General features: G+C 65.4%; 22 protein-coding genes. 12 read left to right on the forward strand and 10 right to left on the reverse strand.

Translation table 11 applies throughout. The annotated features are described in order from the left end of the window. Positions 1-31: 31 nt before the first annotated feature. The 3 genes from ligD (at position 32) to OM977_RS09290 (ending at position 3801) form a co-directional block, all read left to right on the forward strand. The gene (gene ligD, locus OM977_RS09280) at positions 32-1054 is read left to right on the forward strand and encodes a non-homologous end-joining DNA ligase (RefSeq protein ID WP_264357192.1); all 1023 of its coding nucleotides are present in this window, start codon (positions 32-34) and stop codon (positions 1052-1054) included. Between the two features lie 147 nt (positions 1055-1201). Beyond that, on the forward strand, positions 1202-2308 hold the full coding sequence (locus OM977_RS09285; protein ID WP_264357193.1) for an alkaline phosphatase family protein: 1107 nt from the start codon (positions 1202-1204) through the stop codon (positions 2306-2308). 209 nt (positions 2309-2517) lie between these two features. After that, on the forward strand, positions 2518-3801 hold the full coding sequence (locus OM977_RS09290; RefSeq protein WP_264357194.1) for an SAM-dependent methyltransferase: 1284 nt from the start codon (positions 2518-2520) through the stop codon (positions 3799-3801). Here OM977_RS09290 and OM977_RS09295 read toward each other — a convergent pair. Continuing rightward, the gene (locus OM977_RS09295) at positions 3798-4463 is read right to left on the reverse strand and encodes an alpha/beta hydrolase family protein (RefSeq protein ID WP_264357195.1); all 666 of its coding nucleotides are present in this window, start codon (positions 4461-4463) and stop codon (positions 3798-3800) included. The genes OM977_RS09290 and OM977_RS09295 overlap by 4 nt on opposite strands. Before the next feature lie 131 nt (positions 4464-4594). On the opposite strand from OM977_RS09295, the gene OM977_RS09300 reads away from it, so the two are divergent. Further along, on the forward strand, positions 4595-4942 hold the full coding sequence (locus OM977_RS09300; RefSeq protein ID WP_264357196.1) for a GNAT family N-acetyltransferase: 348 nt from the start codon (positions 4595-4597) through the stop codon (positions 4940-4942). Positions 4943-4949: 7 nt separating this feature from the next. Here the strand turns inward: OM977_RS09300 and OM977_RS09305 are convergent, their stop codons facing one another. From OM977_RS09305 to OM977_RS09315, 3 genes are all read right to left on the reverse strand, one after another. Beyond that, entirely contained in the window at positions 4950-5585 is a 636-nt protein-coding gene (locus tag OM977_RS09305; RefSeq protein WP_264357197.1) for a TMEM175 family protein, read from the reverse strand. 185 nt (positions 5586-5770) lie between these two features. After that, positions 5771-6190: a cupredoxin domain-containing protein gene (locus OM977_RS09310; RefSeq protein WP_264357198.1), complete on the reverse strand. Its 420-nt coding sequence runs from the start codon at positions 6188-6190 to the stop codon at positions 5771-5773. Between the two features lie 157 nt (positions 6191-6347). Further along, on the reverse strand, positions 6348-6650 hold the full coding sequence (locus tag OM977_RS09315; protein WP_264357199.1) for a DUF4193 domain-containing protein: 303 nt from the start codon (positions 6648-6650) through the stop codon (positions 6348-6350). Between the two features lie 256 nt (positions 6651-6906). On the opposite strand from OM977_RS09315, the gene OM977_RS09320 reads away from it, so the two are divergent. From OM977_RS09320 to OM977_RS09330, 3 genes are all read left to right on the forward strand, one after another. Then, complete coding sequence (locus tag OM977_RS09320) at positions 6907-7173, forward strand: hypothetical protein (protein WP_264357200.1); 267 nt, start codon at positions 6907-6909, stop codon at positions 7171-7173. A 113-nt stretch (positions 7174-7286) separates the two neighbouring features. Further along, on the forward strand, positions 7287-8462 hold the full coding sequence (locus OM977_RS09325) for a zinc-dependent alcohol dehydrogenase (RefSeq protein WP_264357201.1): 1176 nt from the start codon (positions 7287-7289) through the stop codon (positions 8460-8462). Between the two features lie 172 nt (positions 8463-8634). Continuing rightward, positions 8635-9345, forward strand: a complete 711-nt coding sequence (locus OM977_RS09330) for a response regulator transcription factor (RefSeq protein ID WP_264357202.1) — start codon at positions 8635-8637, stop codon at positions 9343-9345. Here the strand turns inward: OM977_RS09330 and OM977_RS09335 are convergent. Further along, positions 9311-10774, reverse strand: a complete 1464-nt coding sequence (locus OM977_RS09335; RefSeq protein WP_264357203.1) for a sensor histidine kinase — start codon at positions 10772-10774, stop codon at positions 9311-9313. The genes OM977_RS09330 and OM977_RS09335 overlap by 35 nt on opposite strands. Positions 10775-11122: 348 nt before the next feature. Next, positions 11123-11641: an HtaA domain-containing protein gene (locus tag OM977_RS09340; RefSeq protein ID WP_264357204.1), complete on the reverse strand. Its 519-nt coding sequence runs from the start codon at positions 11639-11641 to the stop codon at positions 11123-11125. A 197-nt stretch (positions 11642-11838) separates the two neighbouring features. Between OM977_RS09340 and OM977_RS09345 the strand changes: the two genes are divergently transcribed. Further along, the gene (locus OM977_RS09345; RefSeq protein ID WP_264357205.1) at positions 11839-12822 is read left to right on the forward strand and encodes a S1C family serine protease; all 984 of its coding nucleotides are present in this window, start codon (positions 11839-11841) and stop codon (positions 12820-12822) included. A 333-nt stretch (positions 12823-13155) separates the two neighbouring features. Continuing rightward, complete coding sequence (locus OM977_RS09350) at positions 13156-14094, forward strand: AfsR/SARP family transcriptional regulator (RefSeq protein ID WP_264357206.1); 939 nt, start codon at positions 13156-13158, stop codon at positions 14092-14094. 39 nt (positions 14095-14133) lie between these two features. Here OM977_RS09350 and OM977_RS09355 read toward each other — a convergent pair whose 3' ends face one another. Together OM977_RS09355 and OM977_RS09360 are read right to left on the reverse strand one after the other, a co-directional pair. Continuing rightward, the gene (locus tag OM977_RS09355; protein ID WP_264357207.1) at positions 14134-15414 is read right to left on the reverse strand and encodes a Y-family DNA polymerase; all 1281 of its coding nucleotides are present in this window, start codon (positions 15412-15414) and stop codon (positions 14134-14136) included. Continuing rightward, on the reverse strand, positions 15407-15838 hold the full coding sequence (locus OM977_RS09360; RefSeq protein WP_264357208.1) for a LexA family protein: 432 nt from the start codon (positions 15836-15838) through the stop codon (positions 15407-15409). Before OM977_RS09360 ends, OM977_RS09355 begins: the two co-directional genes overlap by 8 nt. 169 nt (positions 15839-16007) lie before the next feature. Here OM977_RS09360 and OM977_RS09365 point away from each other — a divergent pair, with 169 nt between their 5' ends. Together OM977_RS09365 and OM977_RS09370 are read left to right on the forward strand one after the other, a co-directional pair. Continuing rightward, positions 16008-17081 (forward strand): DNA polymerase IV, encoded by a 1074-nt coding sequence (locus tag OM977_RS09365; RefSeq protein ID WP_442960710.1) that lies wholly within the window; start codon positions 16008-16010, stop codon positions 17079-17081. Positions 17082-17393: 312 nt separating this feature from the next. Further along, positions 17394-17699, forward strand: coding sequence for a hypothetical protein (locus OM977_RS09370; protein WP_264357209.1), 306 nt, complete (start codon positions 17394-17396; stop codon positions 17697-17699). 12 nt (positions 17700-17711) lie between these two features. Here OM977_RS09370 and OM977_RS09375 read toward each other — a convergent pair whose 3' ends face one another. Next, entirely contained in the window at positions 17712-18332 is a 621-nt protein-coding gene (locus OM977_RS09375; protein WP_264357210.1) for an L-threonylcarbamoyladenylate synthase, read from the reverse strand. 264 nt (positions 18333-18596) lie between these two features. Here OM977_RS09375 and OM977_RS09380 point away from each other — a divergent pair, with 264 nt between their 5' ends. Then, entirely contained in the window at positions 18597-18914 is a 318-nt protein-coding gene (locus tag OM977_RS09380; protein ID WP_264357211.1) for a DUF6457 domain-containing protein, read from the forward strand. A 296-nt stretch (positions 18915-19210) separates the two neighbouring features. On the opposite strand, the gene OM977_RS09385 is transcribed toward OM977_RS09380, so the two are convergent. Then, a complete protein-coding gene (locus OM977_RS09385; RefSeq protein WP_264357212.1) occupies positions 19211-21568 on the reverse strand; it encodes an FdhF/YdeP family oxidoreductase in 2358 nt (785 codons plus the stop codon). Between the last annotated feature and the right edge of the window lie 650 nt (positions 21569-22218).

Below are 22218 nucleotides of genomic sequence, written 5' to 3' on the forward strand. Positions count from 1 at the left end.
ATTTGCGACATCTGCGGGGTAGCTTGTCCCCATGGCCAGGGAAGAAACCACACTCACCGTCAACAGCCCGCACGGCCCGCGCGAGGTGCGGCTGTCGAGCCCGTCCAGGGTCGTTTGGCCGGAGCTCGGCCTGACCAAACTGGACCTCGCCCAATACATGGTTGATGTCGGGGACGCGTTCCTGGCGGCCAACGGCGACCGCCCGGTGACCCTCCAGCGGTTCGGCGGCAACATCGACGGCGAACAGTTCTTCTCGAAGAATCCGCCCAAGGGCGCACCGGACTTCGTCCGCTCGGTCATGGTGAAGTACCCCAGCGCACGCTCCCACCCGCAGATCGTGTTCGACGACGTTGCGGCCGCGGTCTGGGCCGTGCAGATGAACACCGTCGTGTTCCATCCCTGGGCATCCAGGGCGGGCAATCCGGACAACCCGGATCAACTCCGGATCGATCTTGACCCGCAGCCCGGAACCGGTTTCGAGGACGCCATCCCGGCGGCCCAGGAACTGCGCTCGGTGCTGGCCGAAGCCGGGCTGGAGGCGTTCATCAAGACCTCCGGGAACCGCGGGCTGCACGTCTACGCCCCGGTCGAGCCCACCCGGGAGTTTCTGGAAGTCCGGCATGCCGTGATCGGGGCGGCCCGCGAACTGGAGCGGCGCATGCCCGAAAAGGTCACCACTGCATGGTGGAAGGAGGAGCGCGGCCGCCGGATCTTCGTCGACTTCAACCAGGCGAACCGGGACCGCACCATCGCGGGCGCCTACAGCCCGCGTGCCCTCCCCGGCGCCACCGTCTCCTGCCCGATCGGATGGGAGGAACTCGGGAACGCCGATCCGAAGGACTTCACCATCCTCAGCGTCCCCGAGCGGCTGAAGACCACGGGGGATCCCTGGGCAGACATGCATGCAAAACCGGGAACCATCGATGTCCTCCTCAAATGGTGGGAGAAGGACGTAGCCGCCGGACTGGGCGAACTTCCGTTCCCGCCGGACTTCCCGAAGATGCCCGGCGAACCGTCCAGGGTCCAGCCCAGCCGGGCCCGAGCCAAGGACTAACGGCGGGACGGCTGCGCCATCCGGCACCGAGGGTTGACCTCACAGCGTTCCTTCAGCGAATTTGGGGTCATCGCTGAGCCGCAAGTGCGAGAGTTCCAGCAGTGGGCCGGTTGTCCGCCGGCCCGGTCCAGCAGAAAGCCGGAAGCAATGAGCCGGAACGCCACAACACCTCCGGGCGCCAAGGCCCCGGCGAGCGCATCCTTGCTGATTTTGGCAGTGATTCTTGCCGTGACAGCGGCGGCCTGCACGCCGATGCCGACGCCGACGCCAGCGCCGACGGCGGGCCAACGCGCCGGGACTCCCGGGCACGTGTTCATCATCAATCTTGAGAACAAGGGCTACGACAAGATCTGGGATGCCGGCTCCGCGGCCCCGTACTTGTCCACAACCCTTCGCGCCCAGGGTGTGCTGCTCTCCCAGTACTACGGCATCGCCCACCATTCCAACCCGAACTACCTCGCCCAGATTTCCGGACAGGGCTCAAATGCCATGACCCGGGACGATTGCCCGACCTACGGGCCCCTCACGCAGACCGGGGAAGCATCTCCGGGCCAGGTTAAGGGCACCGGCTGCGTCTATCCGGCATCGGTGCCGACGGTAGCGGGACAGCTCCGCTCCGCGGGAAAGAGCTGGAAAGGCTACATGGAGGACATGAAGACTCCGTGCCGGCACCCCGAACTCGGCGCCAGGGACAACGATCAGAAGGCGAAGGTCGGCGACCAGTACGCCACCCGTCACAACCCGTTTGTGTACTTTGAGGAGGTCACCTCCTCCCCGGATTGCCGGGCGAACGTCGTCGACTTCAGCGAGCTCGCGGCGGACCTGCGATCCGTCGAGACCACCCCGGCGCTGTCCTACATCACACCAAATCTGTGTCACGACGGCCACGATAATCCCTGCGTCGATGGAAGCACCGGCGGGCTGGTCAGCGCGGACGCGTGGCTGGGCGAGCAGATTCCGCGGATTCTGGAATCACCGGCGTTCAAGAAGGACGGGATGCTCGTCATCACCTTCGATGAAGCCGAAGACAGCTCCGGCGGTCCATCAGGGATACCGGGCGGCACGGCCGGCGGCCGCGTCGGCGCACTCGTGCTCTCACCCTTCATCAAAGGCGGCACGACGTCGGACCGGCTGTACAACCATTTCAGTCTCCAGGCCAGCGTTGAGGACATCTTTTCGCTGCCGCGGCTCGGATATGCCGGGGCAGCGGGGCTGAACAGCTTCGGGAACGACGTCTTCAACGGCCGGTCCTGATCGGTGTCGGGCGGGCGGAAGGGCCGACGGCGGACCCGGTATGGTCACTGGCGCAACGATCTGAGCACCCCGCGTACGGCAAACCCCAGCGCACACACCAGCGGTGTCAGCCCGGCCGGAGGAGGATCCAGGGCCGTCCGGCCCCTTTCCGAATGGGTGACCTGGACATAGATTAGGGCCACGGAAGGCACCGGAAGAGAGGTTGGGGCATGGGTACACCAACGAATGCAGCATCACGGCTCGCCGAAGCGCTGGCCATTGTCCTTGGCACGCCGGAAATCCCGCTGCGGCTGCAGGCCTGGGACGGCTCGGAGTCGGGTCCGGCAGGGGCGCCGCTGATCGTGTTCAGGTCACGGCGGGCGCTGCGCCGGATCCTGTGGTCACCTGGCCAGTTGGGCCTCAGCCGGGCATACGTCTCCGGTGAGATCGATGCTCCCGGCGACGTCTTTGCGAGCTTCGCTGCGTTGAGCTCGGCCGGTAAGTTCGCGGAGCCCGGTCCGTTCCGCCGGCCCACCGTCCGCGAGGTGGGCACGCTTCTCGGGACTGCCATCCGGCTCGGTGCGCTCGGGCCGAACCCGTCGCCGCCGCCGGAGGAAGCGAAGGTTGTCCGCAGCGGCCGGCGTCACTCCAAGAAGCGCGACGCTGCCGCCATCTCGCATCACTACGACGTCGGCAACGACTTCTACGCCCTCGTCCTGGGCCCCTCGATGGTGTACTCGTGCGCGGTCTGGAACGACGAGGACACGGCGCTGGAGGCTGCACAGGAAGCCAAGCTTGATTTGGTGTGCCGCAAGCTGGGTCTGGAGCAGGGTATGCGGGTGCTGGATGTCGGCTGCGGCTGGGGCAGCTTTGCGATTCATGCCGCCCGGCACTACGGAGCCGACGTCGTGGGTGTCACCCTCTCCACGGAACAGGCGGCGCTGGCGGGCAAGCGCGTGGCCGATGCCGGCCTGACCGATCGGGTCGACATCAGGGTGCAGGACTACCGCGACATCGAGGTCGGCCCGTTCGATGCCATCAGCTCCATCGGCATGTCGGAGCATGTCGGCCGCGAACAAATGCCTCACTACGTCTCACGGCTCCATTCCCTTCTCCGCCCCGGTGGCCGGCTGCTGAACCACGCCATCTCCTGGAATGCCGGACCCACTGACCCGGATCCGGACTCATTCATACCCCGCTACGTCTTCCCCGACGGCGAGATGCTTAGCCTTGGCGACACGCTCAGCGCACTGGAAGCGGGGGGCTTCGAGGTCCTCGACGTGGAGGCACTGCGCCGCCACTACGCACTGACGCTCCGGGCCTGGGTTCAGAACCTGGAGGAGCGCTGGACGGAGGTTGTGGCAACCGTGGGGGCGGGACGGGCACGGGTGTGGCGGCTGTACATGGCGGCGTCCGCCCTGGGATTCGAGTCCGGACTGACGGGGGTCAACCAAGTTCTGGTGCAGCGCGCCGGCGGCGCCGAACCGCCCCTGCGCCGGACCGGGTGGATCTAGCCGCGGACCTTCAGAAACGCCGCGACGGCACCCGCCAGCGATGCGCCGACTTCCTCCGGAGGGCGCTTGTGGCCGGCGACGTCGAAGGTGTGGCCGCCGCCCTCGCACCACTCCAGCGTTGCCGCTGGCCCGATGCGGGCCACCACTGCCTCCAGCAGTGCCGGGGTCGCGAAAGCATCCCGGGTCCCCTGCAGGAAGAGCATCGGCAGGGTTAGTCCATAAAGGTGCTCGTCGCGGATTTTCTCCGGCTTGCCCGGCGGATGGAGCGGGTAACCGAGATAGACGAGGCCCGCGGCCGCCATTCCATCCGCAACGGCCATCGAGGCCATGCGGCCACCGAACGATTTACCGGCGGCCCATACCGGTTCGCCGGCCGACCTGGCGGCAGCTTCCTCCATGGCAGCGCGCCAGGCCGCGATCGCGGCCGGTGGCTTGTCCGGAAACTTCTTCCCGGCCTCGCGGTAAGGGAAGTTGAAGCGGAGGGTGGCGACGGACTCCTCGTTCAGGGCTCGCGTGAAGCCGCTAAGGAAGGGATGGTCCATGCCGGTACCGGCACCGTGCGCGACCACGAGGGTGGCGAAGGTGCTGGTGGGCCGCGCGTAGACGGCGGAGACCGCGATATCGCCGGTGGCGATGGAGACGGGGGATTCGGCTGTCGGCATGATTCCATTCTGCCGTCTCCGCGGGCCGGGCGCCGGTGGTTAAGCTGTTCTCAGAAGCACTACCCATCACCGTCCGTGAAAACTGCGGCGGCGCCGATGCCGGCGTCGCCACCCACAGGGAAACGAGAGCAATGAGCCCGATCACCGTCCGCCACAATCCTGATCGAAACCGCTTCGAAGTGCTCGATGGAGACACGGTCATCGGGCGCGCTGCCTACGTGGATCGCGACGCCGAGAGCCAGCGGATCTTTTATCACACGGTCATCAACGACGGATTCGAGGGCCAGGGCTTAGCCGGGCGCCTGGCGGCGCAGGCCCTCGACGAGACCGTAGCCGCGGGGCTCACGATCGTGCCCGTCTGCCCGTACATCAAGAAGTACCTGCAGAAGCATCCCGGCTACTCCGCGAACGTCAGTAGGCCAAACCCCGCAACGCTGGAATTTCTCGACGCATACTTGGCGGGGCAGGCCCGTCGGTGACCGGAACCTAGCCGCCGGGTTCAGTGGCGGCGGGATTGGTGCCGCCGGACTGGCCGGGGGTATCCGCCGCGCGGGACAGAAACCTCTCCACACGACGATCCGGAATCAGCCAGAGGGCCGCGACCCCGGAGTAGACCGCGACGCCCAGCGCCGGATTCACGAGACTGAGGGCCATCCCCGCAACGTAAAGAAAGGGGGATAACCTGCCCTTCCAATCCCGGCCCATAGCCACGTCCAAGGCGCCGTGTGGTCCTTGCCGCCGGACCAGCGCCGTCTTCAGGATGTAAAAGGCGATTGCGGCAAGCAGCAGGTTCAGCCCGTACACGAGCACCGGCACCTCCGCCAGATCACTGGTGCTCATCCAGCGGGTCGTGAACGGAAACAGCGACAACCAAAACAGCAGATGCAGGTTGGCCCAGAGGATGCCGCCGCTGATCCTGCCGGCCAGGTGAAGCATGTGGTGGTGGTTATTCCAGTAGATCCCGACGTACGCAAAGCTCAGCACATAGCTTAAGAAGGTTGGCACCTCTTCCAGCAGTGCGGGCCACGTTGGCTCTGCGGGGACGTGGAGCTCCAAGACCATAATGGTGATGATGATGGCCAGCACGCCGTCGCTGAAGGCCTCGAGCCGGTTCTTGTTCATCAGTGTGCTTTCATCGCGGATTTTTGCACGAGTCTACGTCAGCAGACCAAGCCGGGGCACCCTCGGCGGCCGGTCAGGGCACGCGGGGCCAGGTGCCGCTTCGGCTCGGCTCGGCGGCAACGGGGCTTAGGGCAACGATGAACGCCGCCGCATAGGCTGCCCGGCTCCCGCGAGGCCTGACGCGGTCACTTTACAATCAGCGTCCCATGCATGTCCGGATGGAAGTCGCAGTGGTAGGCGTAGGTGCCCGGCCGGGCGGGCGCCGTGAAGGTGCCGGTGCCGCCGCTGCCCTGGACGTCCACGCTAAAGGCAGACCCCTCATCGGCCGTTACGGTATGGCGCGCACTGTCCTGGTTGGTCGCGGTCACTGTCGCCCCCGGGGGCACCGTGATCGGCGCCCCGTAGCCGAAGTCCTTGATCGTGATGGTCGCCGCGGCACTTGCCGCAGGACCGTTCATCCCGGTGTTATCCGGGGACGCTGTCGCGGCCGGGGGCGCCGACGACGCCGGGGCCGGGCTTCCGCCGCCGGCGCAACCCGCCGTCCCGGCCAGGATCAAGGCCAGTGCAGGGGCCAGCAACGCTGTCCGGATTTTGCCAGTATTCATGGCGCACCAACCTCGCCCGGGAAAGGAACCGCAGGAGACTACCCCTCAATTCTCCGCCCGGCGCAGTGAAAAGGCACTGGCTAGTTTGGGTGCAGACGTCGGAAAGCTCCGGCACCGAGCGTTCAGGTACCGGAGCTTTCCGTGCAGCGTTGGAAGGTTAGCTGAGGCAGTCAGCGCAGTATGAGTGACCTGCTTTTTCGCGCGCGAGCTGTGAACGGTGCCGGACGAGGAAGCAGGAGTAGCAGGTGAACTCGTCTTCCTTCTGCGGGATGACCGTGACCGTCAGTTCCTCACCGGAGAGGTCGGCGCCGGGCAGTTCCACGCCCTCGGAGGTATCGGCCTCATCGAGGTCACGGGCTACGCTGCGTGCGTCCGGCGCATTGGCAGAACGAAGGGCCTCGAGCGAAGCATTTCGTGATTCCGCGACGTCGGATCGGACTTCGTCATAGTCGGTTGCCACCTGGTTGATTCTCGATTCTGTTGGTCTTGGATCCCCCCGGGAATGAACCGTACCGCACCAAGCCGGGTACACGCCGGGAAAAATGCGAAACGGCCCCGTGACCCTCACCTCATCAGTGGGAGGCATCGGGGGTCCGTAGCTGCGGCAACTGCCGTGCCCGCACGAGAATCCCTTGATTTGGTCGCGATTTCACGCGGCGTTAATTCTGGCGCCCTAGGCTGATGGTTCGAGTACCATCCGCCAGAAGGGAACCATCATGGCCGATATTGCCGCAGTGCTGGGCCGGCTCACTCCAGAGGAACTGGATGGGCTCCGTGCCGTCGGCCCGCAGGGGCACCTGACCAGGCCGCTCACGGAGGCTCTGGACCGCGCAGCGGGCGGGCCCGGCGCTGGGCGGGGGTATTACGTTCCGAGCGGTAGCGTCAGTCCCACCGGCGGTCCCCATCTTGTCCTGCGCAGCGACGTGACCGCCTGGCTTTTCGGAGCCGCCGCCCAGGTTCCGCTGCCCCAGGCCGAGGCGTAGCCGCCGGCATATCTGCAACGGCAGTACCGGGCCGCTCCTTGTGTCCTGCATCTCGTCGGGTTACGGTAAATGCTCAGCAAGCTTAGTATTTAGGTTTTCCCGAAGGAGTTCTGATGAGAGCACTAACGTGGCAGGGCAAGCGGTCGGTACGGGTCGAAAACGTGCCGGACCCGGTGATCCAGGACCCCACCGATGCCATCGTCAAGATCACGTCCTCGGCGATCTGTGGCTCGGACCTTCACCTGTACGAGGTGCTGGGACCGTATCTGCAGGCCGGCGATATCCTGGGCCACGAGCCGATGGGGATAGTGCAGGAAGTTGGCGCCGACGTACGGAACCTCAAGCCCGGCGACCGGGTGGTCATTCCGTTCAACATCTCGTGCGGGCACTGCTGGATGTGCAAGCAGGGACTGCAGTCCCAGTGTGAGACCACCCAGGTGCGCTCGCACAACAGCGGAGCCAGCCTGTTTGGCTTCTCCGAGCTCTACGGCTCGGTCCCGGGCGGCCAGGCCGAGTTTCTCCGGGTTCCCTACGCCGATTACGGACCCGTCAAGGTAGGGCAGGAACTCCCGGACGAGCGGTATCTCTACCTGTCCGATATCCTGCCCACCGCCTGGCAGGGCGTGAAGTATGCCGACGTCCCCGCCGGGGGAACCCTCGCCGTTTTCGGACTCGGCCCGGTGGGCCAGTTCGCCAGCCGGATCGGCCGACACCTCGGGCAGCGGGTGATCGCCATTGAACCGGTCCCGGAGCGCCGTCAGATGGCGGAGCGGCACGGGATCGAGACGCTCGACTTCACCAAGGACATCGGTGACCGGCTCCGCGACATGACCGACGGCCGGGGGCCGGACGCCGTCGTCGACGCCGTCGGGATGGAGGCGCACAACTCCCCGGCCGGTGCTTTCGCCCAGCACGCCGTGGGGCTGCTGCCCGACGCCCTCGCCAAAAAGGCCATGGAGACCGCGGGCGTGGACCGGATGTCGGTGCTCCACGCCGCCATCGACTCCGTCAGGCGCGGCGGCACCGTGTCCCTCAGTGGTGTCTACGGCGGCACCGCCAGCCCGATGCCGCTGCTGACGATGTTCGACAAGCAGCTTCAGTTCAGGATGGGCCAGTGCAACGTGCGGCGCTGGACCGACGAGCTGCTCCCGATCGTCGAGGATGCCGCCGACCCGCTGGGCGTGATGGACCTGAAGACCCACGAAGTGTCCCTCGACGGCGCCGCCGCGGCCTACGAGCTGTTCCAGAAGAAGGAAGACGGCTGCATCAAGGTCGTCCTCAAGCCCTAGGTGTAATTCCCACGGAGGCCTTGGAGCCTACGCGGGGCGCGGTTCCGGATGGCCCGGCCGGGTCCCGCGGCTGCCGGCCCGCAGTGCAGCCTGTCGCCGTGAGCGTCGCCGTCATTGGTCCTATGCTGGGTGCACGGGCGCCACACTTGTCTCCGAGGAGAGGAGTCCGGCAATGAGGATCCTGTTAGTCGAGGATGAGAAGATCCTGGCGGATACTGTGCGCCGGGGTCTGGTGAACGAGGGGTTCGTCGTGGACGTCACCCACGACGGCGTCAGCGGGCTCTCGGCGGCGACCGAGCACGCCTACGACGTGATCCTGCTGGATCTGATGCTGCCGCTCAAAAATGGCTATGACGTCCTCCGCGAACTGCGACAGCGCCGGATCTGGACCCCGGTGCTGATGCTGACGGCGAAGGACGGTGAGTACGACCAGACAGATGCGTTCGATCTGGGAGCCGATGACTACCTGACCAAACCCTTCAGTTTCCTCGTCCTGGTGGCCCGCATCAGGGCCCTGATGCGCAGGGGAGCCCCGGAGCGGCCCGTCGTCCTGACGCTCGGGACCCTGACGCTGGACCCGGTCAACCACCGTGTCCGGCGGGGCGAGACGCCCATCAGCCTCACGGCTCGGGAGTATGGGCTCCTGCAGTACCTGATGCGCCGGCACGACCAGATCGTGTCCAAGGCGGACATTCTGGACAACGTCTGGGATTCAGCGTTCGAGGGCGGCGACAACGTCGTGGAGGTTTACATCGGATACCTGCGGCGCAAGATCGACGTTCCGTTTGGTGTCCAGACGCTGGCTACGGTTCGAGGGGTGGGGTACCTGCTCAGTGCAGACCGGGTCGCTAAGCCCGTGGCCGCGCCACAGCCGCGCGCCTGACGGGCGCCGGGGCCGAGGGTTCCGCGAGTGGGAAGGTCATTTCAAAGCGACATTCCCCGGTGGGCGTTTCCGTGGCTCGAATGGCACCGTCGTGCGCGGCCATGATGCCGGCGGCGATAGCCAGGCCCAGACCGCTGCCCCCGCCCTCGCGTGACCGGCTTTCGTCGAGCCGGACAAATCGCTCGAACACGCGTTCCCGGTCCGCTTCCGGAATCGGGTCGCCGTCGTCGTCGACGGCCACGACAGCCCCGCCGCCGGCTGCGTACAGGCTGACCCGGATCCGGGAAAGGGCATGCCGCTCCGCGTTGTCCAGGACATTCCGCAACACCTGCGCCAGGCGACGGGCATCTCCCTTGATCTTGACCGGGATGAGATCGGCGTTGACCGAGTGCCTGCTGATCGCGCGCAGCCGGCGGACTTCCTGATCCACAACGTCGTCGAGGTCCACATCGGCGTCCTCCATGGTTGGGCCGGCGTCGTTCGTTCGGGCCAGGGTCAGCAGATCGTCCACCAGGTAGCGCATCCGCGCCGTTTCACCGGCCAGATCGTCCTTCAACTGCAGCCACATCGTCCCCGACGGATCCGCGGCCGCGATCTCCACCCCGGCACTCAGCGTTGCGAGCGGGCTGCGCAGCTCGTGGCTGGCGTCTGAGACAAACTGACGCTGCTCCCGGTCCGAGGCCTGCAGGCGCTCAAGCATGGTGTTCATGGTCAGGGCGAGGGCCTCCAGCTCGTCCTTCGTGGGCGGGACCTCGACCCGCCCATCCAGGCGTTCGGCGTTGATCCGTGCCACCTGACCCCGGATTTTTTCCACTTGCCGGAGGGACCGGCCCACCAGGAGCCAGACCGAGAACGCCACGACAGCCAACAGGAGGGGTGCCGCGCCCAGCATGAGCCAAGCCACGGTGAAAACGGTATCTGCCTGGAGCTGGACCGAGGTCGCGACGATAACGACCACGTGCTGGCGGCCCACCCGTGCGCCGGTCGCAACGACGTGGAAGTCGTCATTGTTGCCGATGTTCGGCAGGCTGGAGACGCGCTGGAACAACATGTACCCCGGTTCCGGGCGCAGTCCGGACAGGGGCCGGTCGACGGCCTTGGGTTCGGATCCGACAATGACAGTGCCGGAGGCATCGAGAAGCTGCACGTACTGGCCGGCATGTCCTGTGGACGTAATGTATTCGATCGCGTCCTCAATGTCCTGGTCCACTACCAGCTGGGCTATGACGTCTTGCGTCCTCTGCCGTGCGGCGGACTCCGTCGACGCCGTCAGGGACGTCTCCAACAGTGCCAGTAGGACTAGTCCGCCCGCCAGCAGTGCCACGGCAACCACGGCGACGGCGGCCGCCGTGGAGCGCTTGCGCACTCCCCAGCGGGTCCGGCGACGGCGGGAGCGGCTGGCCCTGGCATCGGACGGGACCTGTTGCATGTTCCAAGAATGGGGCAACCGCGCGTCCGCGACAACCAAAGCCAACATTTTTCTCCCGCCCGGAGCGGCCCTGCGGGATTTCGACCTCTCAGCGTCCTCTCAGGTGCCATGCGCAACAGTTAGTAAAGGAAGACAGATTTCACAAACTAAAGACTAGGTCCCGTACCAACGCCCCGGCCCTGCGCTGCGGGCCCCGACAGACGACCGGCCGCGCGCTCTCCTCAACCAGTGTGTGGCCGGTCATGCTGTGCCCGGGAGACCCGGGCAACCCGGGCAACCCGGGCAACCCGGGAGACCCGGGCAAAGCCGGTCCCGTGACTCCTGGGTCCGCGGACGGCTGGTGCAGATTCAGCTGGGGCCTTGGCCAGCCACCCGGATAAACAGGGGGTCCATCGGCTGCCCGGCAGCGTACTGACCGTCGAAGAGTTCGGATCCTTCGTCCGTGATGGCCACCTCAACGTCCGCCCAGATGAGCGACCCGTCTGCTGCCTGGCGGGGTGCTCCGGAGCGCAGACTGGCCACAGCAGTCCGGTCCTGCCCGACGTCGTCGCCGGTGCTGATCGAGAGGATCCCGCGTCCGCCGGTGAAGACGATCCATGGGTCCAGCAACCGGACAAACATCATTCCGTGGTGGCCGGAGAGGCGGACGTCGCCCCGGAAGCGCAGGATGCCGGTGCCCCGGACGGCGTCGTAGTCGGAATTTTCGGCGGCGAAGCGGAAAAGGCCTGTTTCATCTACGGTTGCGCCGTTGACCACCGACACCGACGCGTCCGGCAGGCCGTTGATGTAGTCGATAAAGCTGCGCTTGATGCCCCAGCTGAGGCCGAGTGGCGGAAGTGGATCGGGCGAAACGGTCGCTGGACTCACGAAGTTCTCCTGTGGCTGAAAGGCTGGTCTGCTTCTGAGCCTAGCGGCGGATCGCCGGAGGAATGAACTGCCGCCCTGCGATGATGACACCCGGCGTAGCGGGCCCGCCTATTTTCTCTGTCGGCGTAGGGCTCCCGGAACTACGGGCGGGACCCCGGTGGTTGACTTAGATACGTACCAGTCAAGGAAGGTGCACCGTGGCAACTGCGATTAGCAGGGCCCCCGGCCCCGAGGCGTCCGAGGACCCGTTGGATTCATACTCAGCGACCGTCGTCCGGGTGGCGGAGACCGTCACGCCGCACGTCGCCGCTATCGAAATGACCGGTTACGGACGCGGCGGCAGGTTCCGGGTGGGGGCAGGCTCAGCCGTGCTGTTCACCACCGACGGCTACCTGGTCACCAACGCCCACGTAGTGGCCGGCACTCAGAGCGGGCACGCAGTGTTTGCCGACGGGACCCGGACTGCGGTCGATGTCGTTGGCGCCGACCCGCTCTCCGATCTCGCCGTCGTCCATGGCAAGGCCCCCACGGCGGCGCCGGCGGAATTCGGTGACGCTGAGACGCTAAGGGTGGGCCAATTGGTCATTGCCGTCGGCAACCCGCTAGGCCTGTCCGGCTCGGTGACGGCCGGGGTGGTCAGCGGGCTGGGCCGCTCCATCCCGGTGTGGTCCGGGCGCAACCGCCGCATGATCGAGGACGTCATCCAGACCGATGCCGCCCTGAACGCGGGGAGCTCGGGCGGCGCGCTCGCGGACGCCCGGGGCCGAATTGTCGGCATCAACACGGCCGTGGCGGGAGCCGGGCTGGGCCTGGCGGTGCCGGTCAACGCCACCTCACGCAGGATCATCGCCTCGCTGCTAAAGGACGGCCGCGTCAGGCGCGCATACCTGGGGCTGGTCAACACGCCTGTCCAGCTGCCGGCCAGCACCGTGGTCCGGACCGGACGGCGGGAGGGCCTTCTCGTTGTCGAAGTCCTCCCGGCTTCGCCCGCCGATCGTGCTGGGCTCCACGCCGGGGACATCCTCTTGAGCGTCGGGCAGAAACCCGTTGCGAACGCCGAGAGCCTGCAGAAGCTGCTCTTCGCCGAGGCCATCGGGGTCCCGTTGGAGTTGTCGCTGATGCGTGACGGCACTGAAATGCGAGCCGTGGCTGTTCCCGAAGAGATGACGGACAAGAACTAGGCGGGCCGGATCAGTCCCGACCTCGATCCTCCGGCCCGCCTTCTGCCCCTCGGCGCCTGCGGCGAAGGCCGGACACTGGGTGCTGAACACCTGTACTAGGCACGAATTACTTGGGAAAACCTTGGGATGAATACTTGGCCATACTTGCCGCGGTACTCGACTTTCCTTGGGCGCCAAGTCGGGTAGCTGCGTTGCTTGTTGTCGCAGGTCAGGCGTGCCACGGTTTCCTTAGAAGCCCGGAAGGAACACAGTCTCAACACGTCACAGTTCCGAACAGATTCCGATCTTCCGAAGAGTGGTTGAGATTTAGAGCTGGGGAAATCGGAGAACATCGTGGAAAATTCAGCCGGACACTCACCGTCAATTTCTGTCCGTCTTTTCGGCACCTTTGAAATACGGCGCGACGGAGCAACGCTCACGGCGACCGACCTGGGCGGGTGCAAGCCGAGGCACATCCTGGAAATACTGCTCCTGAATCTGGGTACGCCGGTCTCGAAAACCCAATTGATCGACATCCTCTGGGGTGCGAGCGCCAGCGAAGGCGCAGTAGCCACCCTGGAGAGCTACGTCAGTGGCATCCGCCGAGCCATCCAGCCCGGGCAGACAAAGACCGGACCACTGCGCACCGCCAACAGTGGCTACGTTCTGGATCCGCAGCTCGTGGACCTGGATCTGTGGAACTTCCGGCAACTAGTTCGTTCGGCCGCCCAGTCCTCGCCGGCCGAGGCGTACCCGCTGCTCCTCAAGGCGCTGGAACTCTCGGCCGAGCCATTGCTGGGATTCGAGCTTGTCGCTGACTGGGCCGACGACGCAAGGACGCGTCATTCTGCCGAGAAAGTTGCGGCCCAGATCCTCGCAGCAGAAACGGCCGCCGTTCTGGAGCGCACCGACGAGGCCATCCGCTGGGCGCAGGCAGCCATCCGCTCGGAGCCGCTCAACGAACGGGCCTGGACCGTCCTGGTGACCAGCTACGAACAGGCCGGCCTGCCGGCAGAGGGTCTGTCCGCCTACGACCGCTGCCGCAGGCTCTTTGACCACGATTTGGGTTGCGCCCCGGGCCCGGCGCTGCAGGACGCGCATCTCAGGCTCCTGCGTCAGCGTGCCGAGGGAAACGCGGAGCTGTCCGAGGTGCTGGCGGCGTTGCTTTACCTCGGTGAAGGGCTGAATGAACCCAAACGCCGCCTGTTGCCTGCCTCGGAGTCCCGGCGCATGCATGAGAACGCCGGCAGGGTACTTGATTCATTCCTTCAGCGGGTGCGGGCTGCAATCTGAACCGGGAACTTTCCCTAAGACCGGTGGCCCGGCCCTGGGTCAGGCGGCCCTGACGATCGGCAGTTCGTCCCAGTGCGTCGTGTAGCGGGGGGACAGCATTTCCCGCTTCATGCTCCAGTCCGGCCCGGCGCGGATGCCGGCGTGGCCTAAGCCAATGGACCCCCGGCCGTATCTTCGGCTGACTTCCTCCAAGAGGGAGCCGATGCCGCGCTCCTCGAGGGGATTCTCGAAGAGTTTCAACGGCGGCTGGTTCCCGGAGGGACGGAGATCGGTGACCATGATGCCGGCCCGGGCGTACTTCACGCCGTCGCGGATCCGGGGGAGCAGGCCATAGGCCGCCCTCGCAAGCAAAACGGGATCCGCGGTTGGCATGGGCAGCGCCACGCATACCGAGGGGTTGGAGCTGTCCTGCGGGTTGTAGTGGGACGTCGCCGCGAATGCCGTCAGCACTTTGGCCTGCAGCCCGTGTTTGGCGAGCCGGGCGCTGGCCTGCTGGGCGTACACGCCGAACACTTGGCGAAGCCCGGCCGCATTCGTGACAGGGGTTGAGAACGACCGGCTGAAGATCAACTGGTCCCGGCCCGTTCGTTCCTCTTCCAGCGGGATGCACGGTGTGCCTTGCAGCTCCAGGACGGTGCGCATCAGCACCACCGAGAAGCGGTCCCTGATCCTGACCGGATCTGCTCGGGCGAGGTCCAGAACGGAGTGGATGCCCAGCCCGTTCAGGCGTTTGGTCAGCCGGGAGGCGACACCCCACAGTTCGATCACTGACAGCCCGGCCATAAGCGCCTCACGCTGGAGAGCCGGCACGGAGTCCCAGTGGCAGACGCCGTCGAATGCCGCGTTATTCTTGGCCCATTTGTTGGCCAGCTTGGCGAGGGTTTTCGTCCGGGCGATCCCGACGCAGACGGGCACCCCGACGTTCCGGCGGACGGCGGTCTTCATGGTGTGGCCGAGCCGGGTGAGCTCGTGCGCGGTGCCGGAGACGCCCAGGAAGGCTTCGTCAATGCTGTAGACCTCCAGCCAAGCGGAGTACCGGCCGAGCAGTTCCATTACCCTGGCGCTGATGTCGCCGTACAGCTCGTAATTGCTGGACCGGACCACGAGCCCCCACTCCTTTGCCCGCGGCGCGAGCTTGAACCACGGCTCGCCCACCGCGATGCCCAAGGCCTTGGCTTCGGGCGACCGGGTGACGGCGCAGCCGTCGTTGTTGGACAGGACGACGAGGGGGCGACCCTCCAGCGACGGGTCGAAGGCGCGTTCGGCGCTGGCGTAGAAGCAGTTCACGTCCACGAGCGCGATGCTGGGTTTCCTAGACATGGTGCAGGCAGCGTGTTGCGACGCCCCAAATGACCAGGTCCGACAGGGCCGCGACGCGGATGTCCGGATACCGGGGGTTGTCCGCCTGCAGCACCACCCCGGCGGCGGTGACGCGGAGGCGCTTGATGGTGAGCTCCCCATCGAGGACCGCGACGACGACGCAGCCGTCCTTGGGTTCCAGGGCGCGGTTCACTATCAACTCGTCGCCGTCGCTTATCCCCGCGGTCTCCATGGAGTCCCCGGAGACCCTTACGACGTAGGTGCTCGTGATGTCCTTGATGAGGTGCTCGTTAAGGTCGATCCGGCCGTCGAAGTAGTCCTGGGCGGGGGAGGGGTAGCCCGCCGCAACCGGCACCGGAGAAATCAGCACCGACAACAGAGAAGTGCCCGCGTCTATCACGCGGGGTCCGATAACAACGCCCACAACACACCCTTATTCGAATATATGTTCGATGATTCCAGTGTAGTCCCGGGTGCCGACATTCGGCGGACTTTGCGGCATCGCACCAAGAAGGTCAGGGGGCCGCAGGCTAAGCGGCCAAGCTCGGTGGCAAGCCGATGCTTGCCAGGGATGTATAGGGCAGACTGGTGGCGTGAACGGAATCCGGTGGGTGCTGCACGTCGATCTCGACCAGTTCATCGCGGCCGTCGAAGTGCTCCGGCGACCGGAGCTTGCGGGCAAGCCGATCATTGTCGGCGGTCGGGGCGACCCCACGGAACGAGCCGTGGTCTCGACCGCATCCTACGAAGCCAGGGCGTTCGGCGTGGGTTCCGGAATGCCCTTACGCGTTGCGGCCCGGAAAGTGCCCGACGCTGTGATCCTGCCCGTCGACCACGAGGCTTACCTCGCGGCGTCTGAAACGGTGATGGCTACCCTGCGCGCGCAGCCCGGCGCCACCGTGCAGGTGTTGGGTTGGGATGAAGCCTTTGTAGGCACTGAGACAGAGGATCCGGAAGCCTACGCACGGCGGGTGCAGGCCGCTGTCCTGGAGCGAACGCAGTTGCATTGCAGCGTGGGCATCGGGGACACCTTGGTCAGAGCCAAGGTGGCCACCGGTTTCGGCAAGCCGGCCGGCGTCTTCCGTCTCACTGCCGGGAACTGGCTCGACGTCATGGGCAGTCGGCCTACCAGGGACCTGTGGGGCGTCGGAACCAAAGTCTCGGGCCGGCTGACCAAACTCGGCATCAACACCGTCGCCGAACTCGCCGCGACCGACCCCCAAGACCTGATCCCGGAGTTCGGCCCCAGGATGGGTCCCTGGTACGCGGAGCTCGGACGCGGGGACGGCGCCAGCGTTGTGGACGACACTCCGTGGGTTGCCCGCGGGCATAGCCGGGAGACCACCTTCCAGCGGGACCTGACCGAGCCCGCCCAGGTGGACGACGCCGTCAGGGAGCTGACAGCGCGTGTCCTTGAGGATGTTGTGGCCGAAGGACGGCCCGTGGTTGGGCTGACCCTCAAGGTTCGGTACGCGCCGTTCTTCACCAAGACCCACGCGAGGAAGATTCCCGAGACATTCGACCGGAACGAAATTCTCGCGCGGGCCTTGGACCTCGCCGCCGGAATCGAAGCGGGCCGTCCGATCCGACTCCTGGGCCTGCGGGCCGAAATGGCAATGCCCGACGACGCCCGAAAGGGTCACACGCCGACGCGCGGCGGTTGGTGACGGCGTAACTCCTCTGCACGTCGACTTTCCTGGCACCAGATGGCCGGGCCGGTTCACCGCCGGCGCCGGCCATTCCGTACTGGCCTAAGGGCGTTCGGATTGCACATGGCATGGAGTGGCAAAACGGCTGACACTGCCACTTTCGGGGTGGTATTTATTCAGAAGAGACTCCGCAGGCTACCGGCACCGCGCAGGCGTTGAAGTTAACTTGGTCACGTGCCGTGGGTTCTTCGCAGATCCGGCCGCGCGGGGCCCCATACTGGGAATATCCCCGGCGGCCTTCCCCCCACCCGCCAGGTATGAGGAGGGTCCATGAAAGCTCTGAAAAACATCGTTCCGCGCGACTATTTCCTGGCGGCAAAAAAGGTCGTCACGAACCAGTATTTCCCCGCGGCGGCGGTCTTGTTCGGAGTCGTACTGTTCTGGACCCTCGGCTTGTTCGGCGGCTTGTCGCTGCTGAGCACGAACCAGACGCTGCTGACCACGCTCACCTGGCTGCTGTTCGTCTACGCCGCCGCGGTACTGTCACCTCTCGCAGGACTCCTGGCCGCCGTCGATCTCACGCGCCGCTGGCAGCGCAACCGACGGCAGGACGCGGACCGGCCCGGCCGGTCCTAGCACGCACTTGTCCTATTCGAACCGGGACGGGTCGCCCATGCCGCGCCGGACGATCTCGGCGACACCGCCGGAGTAGTCGATGACGGTGGTCGGGTCGGATCCGGAGTCGCCGGAATCGATCACGGCATCCACGACGTGCTCGAGGCGTTCCTTGATTTCCCAGCCCTGCGTGAGCGGTTCCTCCTCATCGGGCAAGAGCAGGGTGCTGGACAGCAGCGGCTCACCCAATTCGGCGAGAAGGGCCTGGACCACGCGGTGGTCCGGGATGCGTACGCCCACGGTTTTCTTCTTCGGGTGCAGCAGCCGGCGTGGGACTTCTTTCGTGGCGGGCAGGATGAAGGTGTAGCTGCCCGGCGTGACGGCCTTGATGCTGCGGAAGACGTCGTTGTCGATCTGCACCAGCTGGCCCAGTTGAGCGAAGTCCTTGCACACCAGCGTGAAATGGTGCTTGTCGTCCAGCTGCCGGATGGTCCGGATCCGGTCCAGAGCGTCTTTGTTTCCCAACTGCGCGCCAAGGGCGTAGCAGGAGTCGGTAGGGTAAGCGATCAGGCCGCCTGAGCGGACGATTTCCACCGCCTGGCTGATTAAGCGCGGCTGCGGGTTTTCGGGGTGAACGTCCAAGTATCTCGCCATCCCACGAGCTTACGCCCGACGGCGGCCCGGCTCGCTTAGCCGGCCAGCGCGCCACCGCTTCCGCTCTGGCCGGCCCGGCGTCGGGCTCGCCGGCCCGGCGTCGTAAGTGACGGTCACCGGAGTCTGCCCTGCCTTGACTTCGACCGGATGCGCGACGGGGAGTTGGCGGACGAAGCCGCAGTGTCGCGTTGCACTAGGCCGGTGTCGGTGCTAACCCTTGTGGGGTAGACGATCGACTCATGCACCCTACTAAGAGGAGTACCAATGACTTTGTCCCAGGATGAAGACAGCTCACTGCGCCACTGGAGCGGCCGCCTGATCCAGGCGTTGCAGATCCTTGACCTGGAAGTCGACCACGAGAAGATCGTTCAGGTAGCCGAGGAATCCGCGAAGGCCGTCGGGCCCCATGCGGACGCCATCAGCGCATTCATCGTCGGCTACGCGGCCGGCACTGCTTCGACCGCCGGCCGGAAGAGCACCAAGGACGCGGTTGACGCCGCTTCGAACAAGGTCCTCGAATTGTGCGAGCATGGCGAATCCGGGGGCCCGGACGAAAAGGGCTGGGCCAAGCGGGCACAGTAGCCTCACGCGTGCGCCACGACTGGGCCTGTCCCGCGGAGCGCCGGATGGCCCCCGGGGGGACATGCTCTCCCGTCACGGCCGCGGATGGACATGTTGGCTATATGTCCATTGGCCGCAGCCAGGACTGGGCATGTCCCGCGGAGCGCCGGGTGGCCCCCGGGGGACATGCTCTCCCGTCACGGCTGCGGATGGACATGTTGGCTATATGTCCACTGCCCGCAGCCAGGATTGGGCATGTCCCGCACTGGGCCGGTCCCGCAGGGGTCGCGCAGGGGTCACGCGAGGACCCGAGGGACTCAGGGTGATGCGGGACTGGCGGCGCCGGAAGTTAGCGTGGACGAACTGTCCGGCGACTGGTCCAGACTAGGTTCGAGCCGGACAATCACCGCCTTGGACACCGGGGTGTTGCTGCCCTCGGCCGTATGGTTCAGCGGCACCAGCACGTTGGCTTCGGGGTAGTAGGCGGCCGCGCAGCCGCGGGCAGTGGGATAGGAGACCACCCGGAACTTGCGGACCATGCGTTCCGCGCCGTCCTTGTACTCTCCACGGATGTCCACGAACATCCCGTCGGCCAACCCCAGCTCGGCGATGTCCTCCGGGTTCACGAACACGACGTGGCGGCCCTTCTTGATGCCGCGGTAGCGGTCGTTGTGGCCGTAGATGGTGGTGTTGAACTGGTCGTGGGAGCGCATGCTCTGCAGGATCAGCGTGCCCTCGGGCTTTTCCACGTGTTCCAAGGTGTTGACCGTCAGCACGGCCTTGCCGGTCGGCGTCGGGAAGGTGCGGGAATCCCGCGGGCCGTTCGCGAGGATGAAGCCGCCTTCATGGCGGATCCGCTCGTTGTAATTCTCACAGCCGCCCACGACCCGGGAGATGTGGTCCCGGATAAGGTCGTAGTTCTTCTCGAAGCCATCCCAGTCGGCCTGGATCCGACTGCCGACCACGGCCTTCCCGAGGCGGCTGACAATCGCCGGTTCGGACAGGAGATGGTGGGAAACGGGCTCAACGCTTCCCCACGAGGGGTGGACGGCGCAGACCGTGTCCTCCACAGACACGAACTGCTGTCCCGACTCCTGGATGTCGATCTCGGTCCGGCCCATTGTCGGAAGGATGAGGGCAGCGGCACCGGCCACCGTGTGCGACCTGTTGAGCTTCGTGGAAATCTGGACGGACAGCTCCGTGTTCTGCATGGCGGACTCGGCCGCGTTGGTGTCCGAAATGGCGCCCACGAAGTTTCCGCCGAGCGCTACGAAGACCTTGATGCCGCCGTCGCGCATCCGGTTGATGGTTTCCACGGCATCCACACCGTGTTCGCGCGGCGGTTCGAAACCGAACTCCTTGCCAAGGGCGTTCATGAACGACTGCGGCATCTGCTCCCAGATGCCCATGGTGCGGTCGCCCTGGACATTGCTGTGGCCACGGATGGGGGAGGCGCCCGCTCCGGGCTTGCCCATATTGCCGCGGAGCAGCAGCAGGTTGATTATTTCCTTGATCGTGGCCACGCCCTTCTTCTGCTGCGTGATGCCCATGGCCCAGGTGATGATTACCTTCTCGGCCTTCAGATAGCGGGCGGCCAGCTCGTCAATTTCCTCGACCCGAAGCCCCGTCGCTTCCAGCACCGCCTGCTCGTCCAGTTGACCGAGGTGTTCCTTGAGTTCCGCCAGGCCCTCGCAGTGCTCGGCCAGGAAGGCGTGGTCCAGAACGGTGCCGGGGTTCCGGTCCTCGGCGTCGAACACCCGCTTGGAGATCGCCTGCAGCAGTGCCATGTCGCCACCGATCCGGATGTGCAGGAACTGGTCGGCGATCTCGGTGCCGCGGCCAACGATGCCCTTTACCTTCTGCGGGTTCTTGTAGCGGCGGAGGCCGGCCTCCGGCAGGGGATTGACGGCGACGATTTCGCCGCCGTTTTCCTTGCAGGCCTCCAGCTCGGTGAGCATGCGCGGGTGGTTCGTGCCGGGGTTCTGCCCCATGATGATGATCAGGTCCGCGTTGGCGTAGTCGTCAAAGGAGACGGTCGCCTTCCCGATGCCGATGGTCTGGCCCATCGCCCAACCGGAGGATTCGTGGCACATGTTGGAGCAATCCGGCAGGTTGTTGGTGCCGTAGCCACGGACGAGCAACTGGTAGAGGAAGGCTGCCTCATTCGATGTCCTGCCGCTCGTATAGAACGCGGCGTGGTCCGGGGACTCCAGGCTGCCGAGCTTGTCCGCAACGATGCGGATCGCTTCGTCCCAGGTCACCGGCTTGTAGTGATCCTCGCCGGCAGGTTTGAAGACCGGTTCGGTGAGCCGGCCCTGCATGCCCAGCCAGTATTCCGAGCGGCTGCGCAGTTCAGTCACCGAATGCTCATTCCAGAACTCGGGTGCGATCACCACCGGCGTTGCCTCCCACGTGACGGCCTTGGCGCCGTTCTCGCAGAACTCGAAGGCCTTGCGGTGGTGCGGATCCGGCCAGGCGCAGCTGGGGCAGTCGAAGCCGTCCTTCTGGTTCATCGCGAGGACGGTCTTACGCGTACGGTTCAAGCCCATGTGTTCGATTGCGGGCTTCATTGAGTGCAGGACGCCAGGGATTCCGGCGGCCCAATCCTTCGGGCCGTGACCGACTTCCAGGTCCTTTTCGTCAGTTTCTTCCACTGAAGGATTCTTGCGCGTCACGTCGGACTTCCCTTCTACAACACCACATGGTCTGGATGGTGCGCTCGTCTGCCACTACGCACCCTACCTTCAGGCCTACCAGTCAGCCCGCACCGCCGCAAGCGGCATAGCGGTCCCGTCCGGCGTCCCGTGCGCAGCGCAGACTCGCTGATGTCTAGCGAGCGGTATCTCTTTATCAACGACGTCCCGGAATCCTTCCAGGCAGGTGCCATTCGTTCGACCACACCCCGGAAATCCAGGGCCGGGTACCTTAAAAATCTGGCCTACTTGGTAAGAAATCAATTTCCGAGTAGCCGGGTTTCATCCTCCAAGTATTCGGCGGGGCCTGGCGCTGAATACAAGTGGTAACTACTCGTGTGCCCCGGAAAAAGGCCACTACTGGACGATTGGGGCCGGTCGGAAGGCCACTTTCCCTAGTAGGAATTCCTAATTACTTCCCTTCGTGTTACGCGCAAAAATTGGTATCCAGCCACCTATGAAAGTGCTGAATAGGCTTCAAGTGCCCGTCATAATCATCCGTTTTAGGATCGAAATGTTGGAAATTGACCCTTACAAGATTTCTCCAAGAAATGCCCTGCATTGTTGCAGCATCATTCACTTAAAGAGGCAGGTTCGACATGAACGTGTTCGCGAGTAAAAAGGTCCAGGGC

The organism is Pseudarthrobacter sp. MM222 (assembly GCF_947090775.1).
Taxonomy (GTDB): domain Bacteria; phylum Actinomycetota; class Actinomycetes; order Actinomycetales; family Micrococcaceae; genus Arthrobacter.